The sequence below is a fragment of the Sphingobium sp. 22B genome, from assembly GCF_001580035.1.
In the GTDB taxonomy this organism is placed as follows: Bacteria; Pseudomonadota; Alphaproteobacteria; order Sphingomonadales; family Sphingomonadaceae; genus Sphingobium; species Sphingobium fuliginis.
In genome coordinates this window covers 74,078-89,293 of record NZ_LTAB01000006.1, presented here as the reverse complement: position 1 = coordinate 89,293, position 15,216 = coordinate 74,078, and the positions used below count along the sequence as shown (strand labels likewise).

11 protein-coding genes are annotated in these 15,216 nt (G+C 67.3%); 8 read left to right on the top strand and 3 right to left on the bottom strand.

Annotated elements, in window-relative coordinates:
- Positions 1-152: 152 nt before the first annotated feature.
- Both A0J57_RS07690 and A0J57_RS07685 read left to right on the top strand, forming a co-directional pair.
- A complete protein-coding gene (locus A0J57_RS07690) occupies positions 153-905 on the top strand; it encodes a response regulator transcription factor (RefSeq protein WP_025550792.1) in 753 nt (250 codons plus the stop codon).
- A gap of 104 nt (positions 906-1,009) precedes the next feature.
- The gene (locus tag A0J57_RS07685) at positions 1,010-2,392 is read left to right on the top strand and encodes a lipopolysaccharide biosynthesis protein (protein WP_048577226.1); all 1,383 of its coding nucleotides are present in this window, start codon (positions 1,010-1,012) and stop codon (positions 2,390-2,392) included.
- Positions 2,393-2,632: 240 nt separating this feature from the next.
- Here the strand turns inward: A0J57_RS07685 and A0J57_RS07680 are convergent, their stop codons facing one another.
- Both A0J57_RS07680 and A0J57_RS07675 read right to left on the bottom strand, forming a co-directional pair.
- Complete coding sequence (locus tag A0J57_RS07680; protein WP_061935030.1) at positions 2,633-3,304, bottom strand: response regulator transcription factor; 672 nt, start codon at positions 3,302-3,304, stop codon at positions 2,633-2,635.
- Positions 3,305-3,363: 59 nt separating this feature from the next.
- The gene (locus tag A0J57_RS07675; protein WP_061935028.1) at positions 3,364-5,637 is read right to left on the bottom strand and encodes a Wzz/FepE/Etk N-terminal domain-containing protein; all 2,274 of its coding nucleotides are present in this window, start codon (positions 5,635-5,637) and stop codon (positions 3,364-3,366) included.
- Between the two features lie 322 nt (positions 5,638-5,959).
- On the opposite strand from A0J57_RS07675, the gene A0J57_RS07670 reads away from it, so the two are divergent.
- Positions 5,960-6,937 (top strand): 2OG-Fe(II) oxygenase family protein, encoded by a 978-nt coding sequence (locus A0J57_RS07670; RefSeq protein WP_061934910.1) that lies wholly within the window; start codon positions 5,960-5,962, stop codon positions 6,935-6,937.
- A 104-nt stretch (positions 6,938-7,041) separates the two neighbouring features.
- On the opposite strand, the gene A0J57_RS07665 is transcribed toward A0J57_RS07670, so the two are convergent.
- Positions 7,042-8,367, bottom strand: a complete 1,326-nt coding sequence (locus tag A0J57_RS07665) for an O-antigen ligase (protein WP_025550567.1) — start codon at positions 8,365-8,367, stop codon at positions 7,042-7,044.
- A gap of 203 nt (positions 8,368-8,570) precedes the next feature.
- Here A0J57_RS07665 and A0J57_RS07660 point away from each other — a divergent pair, with 203 nt between their 5' ends.
- From A0J57_RS07660 to A0J57_RS07640, 5 genes are read left to right on the top strand one after another with little or no spacing between them, the layout of a single operon-like run.
- On the top strand, positions 8,571-9,575 hold the full coding sequence (locus A0J57_RS07660) for a sulfotransferase (protein ID WP_061934908.1): 1,005 nt from the start codon (positions 8,571-8,573) through the stop codon (positions 9,573-9,575).
- Positions 9,572-10,906 (top strand): polysaccharide lyase family 1 protein, encoded by a 1,335-nt coding sequence (locus A0J57_RS07655; protein WP_061934906.1) that lies wholly within the window; start codon positions 9,572-9,574, stop codon positions 10,904-10,906. The genes A0J57_RS07660 and A0J57_RS07655 overlap by 4 nt, the downstream gene beginning before the upstream one ends.
- The gene (locus tag A0J57_RS07650) at positions 10,903-12,069 is read left to right on the top strand and encodes a glycosyltransferase (RefSeq protein WP_061934904.1); all 1,167 of its coding nucleotides are present in this window, start codon (positions 10,903-10,905) and stop codon (positions 12,067-12,069) included. The genes A0J57_RS07655 and A0J57_RS07650 overlap by 4 nt, the downstream gene beginning before the upstream one ends.
- Positions 12,066-13,754 (top strand): type I secretion system permease/ATPase, encoded by a 1,689-nt coding sequence (locus tag A0J57_RS07645; RefSeq protein WP_061934902.1) that lies wholly within the window; start codon positions 12,066-12,068, stop codon positions 13,752-13,754. Before A0J57_RS07650 ends, A0J57_RS07645 begins: the two co-directional genes overlap by 4 nt.
- A complete protein-coding gene (locus A0J57_RS07640; RefSeq protein WP_061934900.1) occupies positions 13,754-15,115 on the top strand; it encodes an HlyD family type I secretion periplasmic adaptor subunit in 1,362 nt (453 codons plus the stop codon). Before A0J57_RS07645 ends, A0J57_RS07640 begins: the two co-directional genes overlap by 1 nt.
- The last annotated feature ends 101 nt before the right edge of the window (positions 15,116-15,216 follow it).

The window sequence follows — 15,216 nt, the reverse complement described above, 5'->3', positions numbered from 1 at the left end:
TACATTCGGGGACTCTCACGGCACAAATATGTTACTGATAAGTTGTTGAAACGAAAAGAAAGGGTCGCACTACAGGCATTTGATTACTGGTCTTCTACATTCCGTTTGGGGCCTGCTTACGGACGTAGAAGAGATCATGAGGGGACCACCCAATGTCTTACCCAGTTAATGTGCGTCTGTTGTGCGGTAATGCGATCGTTCGGGAGGGGCTTAGCCGCATCCTGATGGAACGGGATTTCCGTGTAACCCAATATCCCAACGTGGCTACGGTGCTTCAGCAAGTCGAGGTGCCGGAAGAAGATACCGAACCATCCCTGTTGCTGATCGACGACGGAACCGACGCGATGGATGTCGAGACGCTGTCGGTTCTGCAGAAACGTTTTCCCTGTTCCTACCTTGTCCTTCTATCCGACCGATTCGATTTCCAGATCATGCTGAAGGCGTTCCGGCTGGGGGCTCTGGCCTATATCGTCAAGGAAATCTCCTGCGACCGGCTGGTGGCGACGCTGCGGCTGGTGGCCATGGGTGAGCGCGTCCTTCCACCGCAACTGGCGGACGAACTGCAATCCCGGCCCAGCCTGACCGATGCCCTGGAAGTCGAACGCCCGGTGGATGCGGCCTGCCTGTCCGACAGGGAACTGGAAATCCTGCGCTGGCTCATCATGGGATGCCCGAACAAGGTCATCTCCAAGCGGATGGACATCAGCGAGGCGACGGTGAAGGTCCATGTGAAGGCCGTGCTGCGCAAGCTGCGCGTCAAGAACCGGACCCAGGCGGCGATCTGGGCGGCCAATCACGGCATGCGCGGGCGCGTGACGGAAGTCGAACCCGAACTGCCCGTCGCCATTCCCCATCCGGCGCAACTGCCGGTGCTGGAGATGGCGGGCGTCGCAAGCCGCGCCTGATCCGCGCATTCCTGAGGCATCGCGCGCCGGCGCGATGATGCAACGAAGAATCTGGAGCGTGCGACGGCGTCCGATGCGACGCCGCGCGTTCCAGGGGGATCGTCATGGCCTATGATGTGAAGGGCGTGCTGACCGCACGCGCCTTGCCGATGCTGCGCGGCCGGTTTTCGGGCTTCCTGGTCAAGGGAACCCGGGGCCGGCTGGTCGCGGTGGGGCATTTGCTGTCGGGCAATTTCCTGAACGCGCTGATCATGCTGGTCAGCGTGGCGATGGCGGCCCGGTCGCTGGGACCGGCCACCTACGGCGTCATGGTGCTGGTGCTGTCCTATAATCGCGTGGTCGAACGGATATTGCGCTTCGAATCCTGGCAGCCGCTGATCCGCTTTGCCGTGGAGGAAGAATCCAGGGGCTCGCCGCGCCGGATGCAGCGGCTTTACTGCTATGGCCTGATGCTGGATATGGGCGCAGCGGCGGTGGCGGCCGTCAGCGCGATTGGCCTGGCGTGGCTGTTCGGGCCGCTGTTCGGCCTCAAACCCCTGCATGTGGAACTGGTGGCGATCTATTCGGTCGCGACCCTGTTCAACATCGCGGGCGTGCCGACCGCGGCGCTGCGCCTGTCGGGCCAGTTCAAGATGCTCGCCTATGCGCAGGTCGCGGGCAATGTGCTGCGCATCCTGCTCGCCTTCCTCTGCATGGTGACGCATGCCGGCGTGATCGGCTTCATGGTCGCGTGGACGGTGTCGCAGGCCCTGGGTTCGGTGCTGGTCTTCTGGGTGGGCTTCCGCGCCCTGAGACAGATGGGAATACCCAATCCGCTGCACGCCCGGCTGAAGGGGCTGGTGAAGGATTTTCCCGGCTTCTTCGGCTTCGCCTGTTCGACCAACCTGTCGCTCACCCTGCGCGTCATCACCACGGAAGCGGACTCGCTGTTCGTGGGCGCGGTGGCGGGCAGTTCGGCCGCGGCGGTCTATTATCTCGCCAAGCGCATCGCCAAGGTCGCGACCCAGGTCGGCGCCCAGGTGCAGGCGGTCGTCTATCCCGATGTCGCGCGGATGTGGGCGAACGGCAATATCCGCAATTTCCGGGCGGCCACGCTGCAGGTGCAGATGGCGTTGGCGGCGGTCGGCTTCGTCATGTTGGCTGGGGCCTGGCTGCTGGGACCGTTGCTCATCCGGGTCGGGCCGGGCGTGGCCTATTCGGAAACCTATATCCTGCTGCTGACGCAGTTGGTCGCGGTGATGCTGATGCTGCATGCCGCGCCTTCCCGGTCAGCGATGCTGGCGATGAACCGAAGCTGGACGGTCCTTGCGATCTCGGGCTTCGGAACGGCGCTGTTCGTGGCGGTCGCGGCCTATGCCGTACCCCGCTATGGACCGATCGGCGGGAATATCGCCCATGTCGTGCTGGGTGTGGTGACGGCCGTGTTGCTGGACGTGAGCTGGCTGCGGCGGGCGAAGCCCCGGCCGGTCGCGGCGAGCATGGGATGAGCCGGGCGGGAGGTGGCTATTTCAAGACCTTCCTTCTCCCTTGAAGGAGAAGAATAGGAAGCCTTGGCGACGAAGGAGCCTGGGTTGATTTGGAGGGAGGAAGCGGGTCTGCGGCCCGCGCGATCCGTTGGATCGCACCCCCTCACCCAGCTACGACTAAGGCAGCAAGCTGCCAAGTCTGCGCAGCCCTCTCCCTCAAGGGAGAGGGGTAAAGCGGGTGTCCGCTTCCCACCCGTTCCGCTAATCCTCGCCGCCGCCCTTCAACAGATGCGCGACGATCTGGGTGCGGTTGGATGCGCCGTTCACCGCCATGATCGCCCGCACATGGACCTTCACCGTGCTTTCGCTGATGTTCAGCCGCTGGGCGATGTCCTTGTTGGATGCGCCCTGCGCGAGCAGGCGCAGCACGTCGCGCTGCCGCTTCGTCAGCAGCTTGAACCTGTCCACCGCCTGGGCGATCCGCTCGGTCAGGCCGTCGACCGTGTCCGGCTGGCGCCTGTGCAAGGTGGCGGCAAGCGCGGCCGGATAGACCGCCAGCCCCTCCTTCAGCAGGAAAAGCACGCGCCGCATGCTGACGATGCCGGTGCTGGAGCGCAGCAAGGCCTGCGCCCCCGCCGCGATAGCCGCCTGCATCAGCGCTTCATTGCCATGGTCCGCGATCACCAGGATCGCCGCGGCGGGCCATAGCTGCTTCGCCTGTGCGATCTGCAGCGGCAGGGCGGCGCCTTCCAGTTCGGATTCCCCGGTCTGGAACAGGATGATGTCGGGCGGCTCGCCGGCTTCCGGCTGGTCCAGGCTGGATTGCTGCAATATCCGAACGCCCGCCGTCTCCAGCGCCACGGCAATGCAGGCCCGGCGAAGCGGGCTTCCGTCGAGGATCAGTAGATTGAGACGAAGGGCATCCTCTTCCACTATTACGCTTTCGAAACGAACAGAAGGCGAAGGCGCCTCCTGCAAAGGCGGCAGGCGGCTCATGCCGCCTTGCGCGTGAAGACGTGCCGGACGCGGTCCGTCCAGCTCTGGCGGATGGGGAAGCTGTCGGAATAATAGGCGGCCGATCCCATGTAGAACTGGACCGCGTCGCCATAGCCGCGACGGGCATGGTCCTCATAATCGACCTGGTTGAACACGGCCCCGACCACCTGATTGTTCACCATCTGGAGCGAGGCGCGCAACTGTTCGACCGTCGTATGCCCCCAGCGCACGACCATCAGCGTCGAATCCGCCAGCGAGGAGAGAGTCCGCGCATCGCGCACCGCCAGGATGGCCGGCGCGTTGATGACCACCAGGTCGAAGCGCTCGCGCAGATCGTCCAGCAGGCGGCCGACCTGCCAGCCCTGCACCACGGCGGCCGGATTGCGGATCTGTTCGCGGGTGCTGAGCACCACCGGCATCAGCGCGACGGGCGCCGCGCCTTCGGCGGCGTCATGGTCCACATGGCGTTCGGCCTGCGGGATCAGCCGGCGGCTTTCCCCCGCATGGGTCAGCACCTCGATCAGGTCCGGCGTGTCGGAACCGTCCTGGATCGAACGCAGGATGCTGGGGCCGGGTCGGCGCAGGTCGAGGTCGACCACGATGGCGCGGCGGCCCATGGACGCGGCGGCCGCCGCCAGCGTCAGCGCGACGCTGGACTTGCCGTCGCCCGGCAGCGGCGATGTCACCAGCACCCGCTGGCTGGTTCCCTGATGGGGCAGTTCGCCGATCTCGCTGGCCAGGTTGCGGGCCACCTCCGTGAACAGGGACTGCGGCTGGGTGGTCACCGGATTGTCCTCTATCGTGGTGCCGATCGATTCCTCCAGCTTCGGCAGCATCGCCAGCGTGCGAAGGCCGAAGAGGCGGCGAAGCTGGTCCCCGCTGCGCAGCCGGTTGTCGAACATCTCGATCCCCAGCACGATCAGGAAGGCGAGGACGGACGAGCCGACGAACGCGGCCAGCGCCATCTTCTTGGGCGCGGGCGCGACGGGCTGGAGCGGCACCGCCGCCGCCGAGACCATGGTCGAGTTGACGCCGGTGGTCTGCAATTCCGACTGCACCGTCTGGGCGCGCTGCGCCGTGGTGAGATAGGCCTGCCGCGCCACCTCCGCCCGGCGGTCGAGGATGGAGAGATCGACCAGATTGGCGTTGTTGCGGAAGGCGGCGCCGGTCATGGCGTTGAGCTTCGCCTGCAACTGGCCGGCCCGGGCAGAGGCAGCGTTCGCCTCCGCCAGCGCCATCGCCCGTTCGCGCCCGGCATCGGTGTCGTTCCGGGTCTGCTGGGTCGCGACGACGGAGGCGCGCTCCTGCACCAGCGCCCTGCTCACCTGTGCGATCTGGGCCGACAGCGCCTGCATCTGCGGATGGTTGGCGCCCATCTGGACGGAGATTTCGGAGCGCTGGCGGATCAGGTCGTCATATTGCTTCTGCAGATTGTCGAGCGCGGGGGAGGTCGCGCCCGCCACCGTCCGCATGCTGGCGGCGCGGCTGACGCCGGCGGCCTGCGCCTGCATCGCGCTGCTCATCGCGGCGGTGGACGCCGCCTCCACGGCGATGCGGTTCATCTGCTGATAGTCCTCCGCACTGCCAGCGCCCATCGGCATCAGGTGCTGGCGGCGGAAATCGGCAACGGCGCGCTCGGCCAGCTCCACTTCATGGGCGAGGCGCCTGGTTTCCTTGTCGAGCGCGGTGCTGAGACCGTTGCGCCATGTCTGGCGGCGCTGGGAGCGCATCTTCTGCAGGCTGTCGACGAAGCGGTTGGCGATGCGCGCGGCCAGTTCCGCCTTGCGCGACTGGACCGTGATGTCGATGAAGTCGGAATCGGTCGAACTGACCACGCGGGTGGTCTTGGTAAGCTGCACGGCCGCCTGCTGCACCGTCATCTGCACGCCATGGGTGAAGGCCTGGTTGCGATTGAGGTTGAGGTCGCGCACCACCTGCTCCGCCAGCGCCTGCGACCGGTACATGCGCGCCTCATTGGCGACGCGCTGCTGGTTGCGGGTCGCGTCGGCCTGGTTGGAACCGGTGGAATCGTTGAGCTCCACCTGCACGGTCGCCGTCGCTTCATAGCGATTGGGCAGTTGCAACTGGACGATCAGCACCACCACGACGCAGGCGATGACGATGCTGGCCACCAGCTTCATGTGGCGGTGGAGCAGGAACCAGATCTGCCGCGCGGACATCTGCTGCAACTCGAAGGACAGGTCGCGCGGCTTTTCCGCGCCGCCGCCCGGCGCGGTGGCATCGATCAGAGTGAGTTGTGCAGACGCCATGATAGTCTCCCGGTCGCATCGGCGCGCGGACGCGCCCGCCGTCAGGGCCGTCCCAATGCAGCGATAGTGCGGGTTGCGGCGGAAGAGCGCAAAAGCGCATCGGGGACCGGCGATGCGCATAGGTGCTAAACCCTTCGGATCAAGGCGGGAGCCCATGTCCTGTCCTGACCGAAAACCCATCGATGGCGTCTCGAACCCGTCAGCAATGGGTCCTGAGCCTACACATTTCTGATGCGTGTCTGACTATTCCGGATCGCCCCATTCCGCGCCATTGTGCGAAAGTTGATCGAGGATAAGAACGCTCCGCACGAGGGGACCGGCCATGATCGCGGAGCTGGCATATCAGGAACTGGAACCGGGATCGCTCGCCCGGCTGTTCGGGGCTGGCCATGCCGCGGTGCTGGTGCGTTGTCCGGAAATCGTGGCCGAGCTGTGGCGCGGCCTACTGGAGGACAGGGCGGAGCAGATGCCTTGGGAAGCGCCGCTGGTCGACATCGCCCGCAACTATCATGGCAGCGGTGACATCACCGCCAGCCTGGGCGACCTCTTCTACTTCCAGCCCGGACGCCATGGCTATATCGCCCGGAAAATGGCCCTGTCACGTGGGGCGGGGGAGGATCATGCCACCGTGCGTCCTGCCTATTTCGTGCAGGGTGGGGAGCATTATGCGCCCGGTCAGGCGCTGCTGGACCGGTGCTGGGCCATCGGCTGGCGGTTGATGGCGGCGCTCGCGCCGGAGGGGACGCCGCCTGGGGATTTCCATGTCGTGGTGCAAAGGCTGAAATATCAGGAAAGCGCGGGCGATTTCGAGCGGCTGGGCGCGCTGGCGCGCAATTCCATGGGGCGCTGGGGCCGTGCGGGCTGCGCGCTGGATGAAAGGCGGTGGCAGGCGGCGGGGGTGCTCAGCCCGCGCGGCCTGTCCGACCTCTATGGCCTGTTGGCCGATGTGCCGGTCCTTGGGCGGTTGTTGCAGGGCATCAACCGCCTGTTGCTGCGCCGCGACCGTAGCAGGGACATCGCGCCGGGCCAGAAGCTGATCGAGGGCGCGCATTTCGACTATCGCTATTTTTCCGCCCTGTGCGGCGAACGGACGCAGATGCTGACGCAGGTCTTTGCCGGCGGGCGATGGATAGACCTGCCGATCGACCGCGCGACGCTGGCCGTCTTCCCCGGCAGCATGGCGACGCAGGCCTATGGCATGCGGCACGTGCTGCACCGCGTGCTGCATGTGGAAAAACCCGGCCAGACCGGCGGCGATCCGCGGACGGACAATGTGACGCTGCTGATCGGGTCGGCTTAAGCGGGGGCAGGACAGAAGGAGACAGGGATTTTCACCTTTGGGTGAGTGCCTTCGCGGGAGCATGTCGCGTTTCAACGGGCAAAACCGATTGAATCCCGCCTTGCCTATAATTCCGGCAGGGGCTGCGGCCCGACAGGCCGCGCATAGATCAGCCGCGCCGCTTCCGGCCTTGCCTTGCGGGGGACATAGATCGTCGCCAGCGCCACCATCACCGGCATCACCCACATGCGCGAATACATGTGCGGGTAGGACAGGGTGTAGATCAGGAACACCAGCACCACCGCCACCGCCATTGCGCCCTTGTCGCGGCTGGTGCGCAGTCCGTTCGCCGCCAGCAGGGCGATCAGCCCCAGCAGGAGGATCAGCCCGCAAAAGGCGATCGCCCCGCCCTCGTTCCAGATCAGCAGGAACAGGTTATGCACCGGATTGTCATAGGCGCTGAGTTCGCGATAGCGGTCCACGCCCATGCCGATGACGGTATAGTCCTCGGCAAAGCCCCAGGCTTCCTCCATGAGCTGCGACCTGTTGAGGAATGTCCCCGCCTGGTTGATGTCGCCGCTTTCCACGGCATTGCCGACGCGCTCCTGGAAAGCCTTGGGCAGCGGGGCGCCGCTGGCGAAGAACAGCCCGGCCGCCACCGCCACCGCCAGCCCCAGGCGGAAGATGTAGCGCACGCCCATCAGCAGCAATGTGGTGAAGATCGCCAGCAGCGAGGCAGAAAATCCGGTGAAGGACGCGCTCAGCATCAGGCCCCAGAGCAGCAGGATCAGGCAGGCGACTCCGGCAAGGCCGCCGATCAGCCGATGGCGCATCGAATAGAGCAGCATCGGCAGCGAGAAGGCGACCACCGCGCCGTTGGGATTGGGCTGGCCCGCCATGGACCCCAGGCGCCCATTGCCGGTGATGAAGCCGTCGCCCAGCCAGTGCAGCGTGTCGTGATAGGTCAGAAAGGCGCTGGCGGCGATGCCGACCGCTTCGGAACAGGCGATGCCCAGCATGAAGATCAGCGGCGCCTTGCGGATCGTGCCTTCCTCCTGCTGCATCAGCAGGATCGGGATGCAGAGGAAGGCGACGGTATATTGCAGGGCGATGTTCACCCAGCGCAGCGGATCGCCGTTGATGATCGATCCGATGAACAGCCCGCCCAGCATCATCACCAGCCCCGCAAGCCAGAAGGGCGTGAGCGAGCGGAAGGGCGTGACGCTCAGCCGTCCGCGCAACGCGGAGATGGAGAAGCTGATGAGGAAGAAGAGGTCGGAAAAGGTGAGATTGATCTGGCCCACGCGCAGCAGGCCCCAACCGCTGAGGAAGATCGCCGTCATCAGGCACCAGCGCGCGATCCTGTCCCAGATTTCTTCATGCGCTGCGAAAATGTCCGTCGCGGCGGCGGATGCTGGACCATGGGAGGCGGGGCTGGCGAGAGTCGTCACGGTGGCATAGGCTGGGCCTGGCGATCGCTCCGCGCAAACGCCCTTCGGGGCAGGGCATCGGGCGATTCCAGCCAGCCCGCCTTATCCGAATTTGCCGGAGGATCAGCCTTGTGATCCGTTGAAATGGCCTTGGGACTGACGGGATAACGGCAGCCCGAGCGCCGCCGGACCGGCAGGCGTCTCGTGCGACGAGGACAAGCCTGGTGACGGATGCGATCCTGCCCCTGCGCGACAGCGAACCGCCGGCGACGGTGGAGCAGACCGTCGATCCTTCGCCGCGTGCCGCGCGGCAGGGACCGGTCAAGCTGATCTATGTGGCCGGCTACGGGCGGAGCGGGACGACCCTGCTCGACATCGCGCTGGGCGAGCATCCGGCGATCATGGGCGCGGGTGAGGTGACGACGCTGGCGCGGCATGTCTGGGACCGGGGTGAATATTGCGCCTGTGGAGCGCGGGTGCGGGACTGTCCGCAATGGCGCGCCATCGTCACGGGCTGGACGCAGGGCGAGCCGGATGGGTTTCTGGCCCGTTACCGCCGCGCACAGGAGCGGACGGAGGCGCTGCTGGCCCCGGCACGGCTGCTGCGGCTGCCGGGATGGCGGGACCATGTTCGCCGGACCGTGAAATTGCTGCGCGGCATGGCGCTGGTGTCGGGGCGGCCGGTACTGGTCGATTCCTCGAAGCTGCCCGGCAGGGCCTTTGCGCTGGCGGCCATGCCGGGCATCGACCTGTATGTCGTGCATGTGGTGCGCGACGGGCGCGGCGTCGCCTGGTCGCTGATGAAGGGGCATGGCCGCAGCGTCGAGAAGGGGGTTCAGCGCGAGTTGCGGCCCAAGCCCCTGCTTTACACCGCCCTGCGCTGGTCGATGGTGAACATCGCCGCGGAGATGCTGTGCCGCCGGGTCGGGCCGGGGCGCTGCATCCGGGTGCGATATGAGGATTTTGTCGACGATCCACGCGGCATTATCGGGCGCATCATCGCGCTGGTGGGGGAAATGCCACATCTGCCCGCTACCGGCCTCATCCCCTTCGCGCCGCAGCACCAGGTCGCGGGCAGCCGCCATCGCATGCAGAAATCGCTCAGCATCAAGGGCGACGACAAGTGGAAGCGCGAAATGCCGGGGTGGAAGCAGCGGCTTTTCACCCTGTTGTGCGCGCCCTTGCTGCGACGTTACGGCTATGCGCTGCGCAGCGGGGACGAATCATGAGGCGGCGGCTGATCGGCATGCTGCTGCCCATTGTGATGGCGGGCTGTTCGGGCGCGGGCAGCGAATCGCGGGCGCAGCCGGTGAGGGGCGAACCCGCCTTTCCCGGCGCGGTCGGCTATGGCGCGGCGGCCAGGGGCGGGCGCGGCGGGCAGGTCATCGCCGTCGATACGCTGGCCGACGGCGGTCCGGGCTCCCTGCGCGCCTGCATCGAAGCCACGGGCCCGCGCGTCTGCATATTCCGGGTGAGCGGCACGATCCGCTTCACCACGCGCCCGCCGGTGATAACCAACCCCTATCTCTCCATAGCGGGGCAGACGGCGCCGGGCGGCGGCATCGTTATCGCCCATGCGGGCGGCGCGGAAGGGCGCACGCCGATCCTGATCAAGAACACGCACGACATCGTCATCCGCCATATCCGCGTCCGCAACGACCGCACCGGCGCCCATCGCGGGTCGGAAGACAGTTTCACCATAGAGAACAGCCATCAGGTCATCATCGACCATGTGAGCGCAAGCTGGGCGCGGGACGAGCTGATCAACGGCTATGGCGACAATGACTGGATCACGATCAGCAACTCGATCTTCGCGGAGGGGATACCGCGGCACGACAAATGCGCGCTGCTGGCGAGCGATCCCAGGGGGCCGCAGCATTTAAGCTTCATCGGCAATATCTGCGCCCATAATGGCGACCGCAATCCGGACCTCAATTTCCCCCCCGGCTCCTGCGCGGAGGTGATCAACAACATCCTCTATAACGGCCAGTCGGAATTTGCGGAGATATGGGAAAGCTTCGGCGGCGTGCCCGTCTCGCTGATCGGCAACAGCTTCGTCGCGGGGCGGAACACCCGGCCCGACACGATCGGCGTGGCGCGCAACGTCATTGGGTCGAAGGGGACGGCGAAGGTCTATCTGGCCGACAACCGTTTCGACGGGGATTTCGTCCATCTCTCTCCCCTGCTGAAGGCGGCGGAGGTGGACAGGCCGCCCTGCCCGCCGACCATCGCCGCCGAACCGGCCGACGCGGCCTACAAGGCGGTGCTGAGCGACGCCGGCGCCTTTCCCCGCGACCCGTTCGACCGGCGGATCGTCAAGCAGGTGCGCGAGCGCAAGGGGCATATCGTGAAGCAGCCCGGCCTGATCGACGATCCGGAACCGGGGACGCCCTATGCCGACGCGGACGGAGACGGCATGGACGACCGGTGGGAGGCGGAGCATGGCGCCGATCCGCGCAAGGCCGATCCATGGGCCGATGCCGACGGAGACGGGCTGGCCAATCTCGACCAGTTTCTGGACCAGCGGGCGCGCGACCTGATGGACGGGGTGACGCCATGAATGCGCCCTTGCCCCGCCTGACGCTTGCGGATGCCGCGCCGGACGAGCGCCTGCGCGTCTGCTTCCCCTTTTCCGGGGACAGCATCGGCGGCAGCCATATTTCGGTGCGGGGGCTGATCGGGCATCTCGACCCGGCGCTCTACCGTCCGCTGGTGGTGACGGAGGTGCCCGGCGGCATGATCGCCAATTTCTTCGCCGGGCATGAGCAGATGGACGACCCCGCCGCCCACGGGCTCTTCGTGCCGGGCGAGGCCTTCACCCTGCGGAAATTCGGACGGACGCTGGGCGGCGTTTTGACGCGTACCCGGTTCCTGCGGCGCAACCGGGTCGACATCGTCCATGTCAATGACGGGCGGAGCAGCGCCAACTGGGCGTTGCCGGCGCGGCTGGCCGGGGCGAAGCTGATCTGGCACCATCGCGGCGATCCCGGCGCGCTGGGCCTGCGCCTGCTCGCGCCCGCGCTGGCGCATCGGGTGCTGGCGGTTTCGTCCTTCGCTTTGCCGCCCGCCGGCATCTGGTCGGCGCGAAGCCGGGCCTCGGTGATCCACAGTCCCTTCGACACGACGCTGGAGGTGGACCGCACCAGAGCGCGGGAGGCGCTGATCCGCGAACTGGGCGTATCGCCCGATACGTTGCTGCTGGGCTATTTCGGCGCTTTCGTGCCGAGGAAGCGGCCCCTGCTGTTCGTCGACATGATCGCCCGGCTGACGGACGGGATGGGAGGGCCGGTTATGGGCCTGATGTTCGGGGAGGCGCGCGTGCCCGCCATGGACATCGCCCTGCGCAGGCGGATCGTGGAAAAGGGCGTGGAGGATCGGGTGAAGCTAATGGGCTATCGCACGCCCGGCCCCTTCTGGATCGCCGCCTGCGACCGGCTGGTCGTGCCCGCCGTGGGCGAGCCGTTCGGGCGGACATTGGTGGAGGCGATGCTGGTCGGCACGCCCATCGTCGCCGCCCGGTCCGGCGGCAATGTCGAGGCGCTGGAGGGCGGCATCGGCCTGCTGGTCGAGCCGGACGACGCCGGGGCGCTGGCCCGGGCCTGCGCCGATCCGGGCGACGTCCGCGCCATGGCCCTGCGCGCCCGTGCCGATGCCCGCGCCCGCTTCAGCGAAGCCGCGCATTGCGCCAAGGTCTGCGCCATCTACGAAGCGTTGCGGCCATGATGGGCGTGGTGAAGCGGCATTTCCTCTGGGCGGCGCTGTTCAGTGCGCTCGCCAATCTGCTGTTCCTCGCGCCGACGCTCTACATGCTGCAAATCTATGACCGGGTCGTGCCGACGCGGGGCGGGACCACGCTCGCCTTCCTGACGGTGGCGCTGCTGCTGGCCTATGCCACCCTCTCCCTGCTGGAATATATCCGCTCGCGCATATTGGTGCGGGCGAGCATCGGGCTGGACCGGCGGCTGGCGCGGACGCTGATCGCCGCCACGCTGCGCCAGCAGGCGGGGGAGGGGATCGTGCGCAGGAGCCGCCAGCCGATCCGCGAATGCGACCAACTCCGCCAGACGCTGACCGGTCCGGCCATGTTCGCGCTGTTCGACGCGCCGTGGACGCCGATCTACATCCTCGTCTGCGCGCTGATCCACCCGCTGATCGGGCTGACGGCGCTGGCAGGCAGCCTGACGCTGGTCGCCATAGCCTGGGCCAGCGACCGGGCGACGCGCCGGCCCCTTTTGCAGGCCAATGCCGCCGCGAACCTGTCCTACAGCAGCCAGGAACAGACGATGCAGGGCGCCGAAGCGGTGCGGGCGCTGGGCATGCAGGGCGCGATGGTCCGACGGCACCTTGCGGAGCGGGAGGACATGCTCGGCTGGCAGGCGGAGGCCAGCTTCGCCGCCGGCAGCCGCATGGCGGTGAGCCGCTTCCTGCGCAACATGCTGCAATCCGGCGCGCTGGGACTGGGGGCGTTGCTGGCGATAGACGGGCAGATTTCCGGCGGCGCGATCTTCGCCTCCTCCTTCCTGCTGGGGCGGGCGGTGGCGCCGGTCGACCAGCTTGTGGGAAGCTGGCGCAGCTTCGTCGCGGCGCGGGCCTCCCATGGGGAGGTCATGGCCTGGCTCCACGGCGCGGCGGACGACATGCCCCAGACCAGCCTGCCTCGCCCGAAAGGCCGGGTGGATGTGGAGCGCGTGACCATCGAGGATCCGCATTCCCAACGGCTGATCCTCAACAACCTCTCCTTCACGGTCGGACCGGGGGAGATGGTGGCGGTGATCGGCGCGAGCGGCGCGGGCAAGTCCACGCTGGCGCGGCTGGTGGCGGGCGCCATCGCCTGCGACCGGGGCGAAATCCGCATCGACGGGGCGGAACGGTCGCAATGGGACGGCGATGCGCTGGCGGTGCATGTCGGCTATATGCCGCAGCAACTTTCCCTTTTCGCCGGGTCGATCCGCGACAATATCGCCCGCTTTGCCGATCCGGACGCCGACGCGCGGATAGACGCCGACGTCATTGCGGCGGCACAGGTGTGCGGCGTGCATGAGATGATCCTGCGCCTGCCGCAGGGCTATGACACCGTGCTGGGCTGGGGCGGCATGGGGCTGTCCATGGGCCAGACGCAGCGGATCGCGCTCGCCCGCGCCCTGTTCCGCGACCCGGCGGTGCTGATCCTGGACGAACCCAATGCGCATCTCGATTCCGATGGGGAGGCGCAACTGATCGCGGCATTGGCCAGGGCCAAGGCGCGCGGCGCGGCGATCATGGTGACGGCGCACCGGACCGGCCTGCTGGGACCGGCGGACCGCATACTCGTGCTGGACAATGGCCGCATGCGGATGAGCGGGCCGCGCGATCAGGTGCTGGGCGCGCTGACCCGTCCCCGTCCCGCGCCTGTGGCGGGAGCGGCCTGATGCTGATGCGGACCACGCGGCCCTTGCTGTTGCCGCCGCCCGGCCCGCCGCCGCCGGTGGCGGTCGACCCCAGGCCGGAGGTGCGCGGCGGGCTGCTGGTGGCGGCGGCGTTTTTCCTGCTGTTCCTCGGCTGGGCGGCCTTTGCCCGGCTGGACGCGGCGGCGCTGGCGCCGGGCCGGACGACCGTGGCCGGGCAAAGGCAGAGCGTGCAGCATCGCGACGGCGGCATCGTCGCGGCGATCCTGGTGAAGGAGGGGCAGCGCGTCCGGCAGGGCGAAGTTCTGATCCGGCTCGCCGCGCCTGCCGTGGCCGCGCAGGAACGGGTGCTGGCGTCTCAGGCGATCTGGCTGATCGCCCAGCGCACCCGTTTGCGCGCCGAACAGGCCGGGGCGGGGATGGAGACGCCGGTGGAGTTCCGCACGCTGACCGGGGACGACCGCGCCGATGCGCAGGCGGCGATGCGCGCGCAGCAGGCGCAGATGGCGGCGCGGTCGGCGCTGCTCGGCACGCAACAGGGCGTGGCGATGCATGAGGGGAGCCAGGCCGGGTCTCAGGCCGTGGGCTATCGCGAGCAGGTCGCCTCCGTGATCGAGCAGGAGCGGCTCATCACCGACGAACTGGAGAGCCTGCGCACCTTGGCGGAGAAGGGCTTCGTCAGCAAGACGCGCATCCGCGCGCTGGAGCGGGCCAGGGCGGACCTGATCGGCCAGCGCGGTCGCCTGAGCGCGGCGCGCGACAGTGCGGCCAATATGGTGGGCGAAGCGCGGCTGAAGGCGCTGGAGGCGAAGCAGAATTTGCAGGAAAAGGTGACCTCCGACCTGCGCGATACCGAAGCGCTGCTGGGCGACGTGCTGCCCAAATGGAGCGCGGCGCGGGACGAACTCGCCCGGACGCAGGTGCGCGCGCCGGTGAGCGGGACGGTGGTGGGCCTCAGCGTGCATACGGTGGGCGGGGTGATCGCGGCGGGACAGACGCTGATGGACATCGTGCCGCGCGATTCCGCCGTCGTGATCGAGGCGCGCTTCTCCCCCGCCGATGTGGACGATCTGGCGGTGGGGCAGAAGGCGGAGATACGCTTCGCCGGCTTTCCGGGGCGCAGCCTGCCGATCATAGAGGGCAAGGTGACGCGCATATCGGCGGACAGCTTCGTCGAGGAGAAGACGGGCATCGCCTATTTCGCGGGAGAAGTGACCATCGCCCCCGATAAGATCGCGCTGATCCGGCAATATCGGGAAGGCGATTTCGCGATGAAGCCGGGCATGCCGGTGGAGGTGGTCGTGCCGCTGCGGCGGCGGACGGCGCTGCAATATATGATCGATCCCCTTGCCGATACGATGTGGCGCTCCTTCCGCGAGCAGTAGACGTTGTTCCTACACCCATAGGCGCACTCCCGAAGGTGTAGGCGCTATCCCTAAGACCCCACCGCTTCCGCCCGATTTGCCGCTAAGGATTCCGGACCTTT

Excerpts from the sequence above, each read along its gene's own strand:
- A0J57_RS07655 (WP_061934906.1), top strand. The coding sequence starts at position 9,572 with ATGAGGCGGCGGCTGATCGGCATGCTGCTGCCCATTGTGATGGCGGGC.
- A0J57_RS07675 (WP_061935028.1), bottom strand. The coding sequence starts at position 5,637 with ATGGCGTCTGCACAACTCACTCTGATCGATGCCACCGCGCCGGGCGGC.
- A0J57_RS07670 (WP_061934910.1), top strand. The coding sequence starts at position 5,960 with ATGATCGCGGAGCTGGCATATCAGGAACTGGAACCGGGATCGCTCGCC.
- A0J57_RS07685 (WP_048577226.1), top strand. The coding sequence starts at position 1,010 with ATGGCCTATGATGTGAAGGGCGTGCTGACCGCACGCGCCTTGCCGATG.
- A0J57_RS07640 (WP_061934900.1), top strand. The coding sequence starts at position 13,754 with ATGCTGATGCGGACCACGCGGCCCTTGCTGTTGCCGCCGCCCGGCCCG.
- A0J57_RS07650 (WP_061934904.1), top strand. The coding sequence starts at position 10,903 with ATGAATGCGCCCTTGCCCCGCCTGACGCTTGCGGATGCCGCGCCGGAC.
- A0J57_RS07690 (WP_025550792.1), top strand. The coding sequence starts at position 153 with ATGTCTTACCCAGTTAATGTGCGTCTGTTGTGCGGTAATGCGATCGTT.
- A0J57_RS07645 (WP_061934902.1), top strand. The coding sequence starts at position 12,066 with ATGATGGGCGTGGTGAAGCGGCATTTCCTCTGGGCGGCGCTGTTCAGT.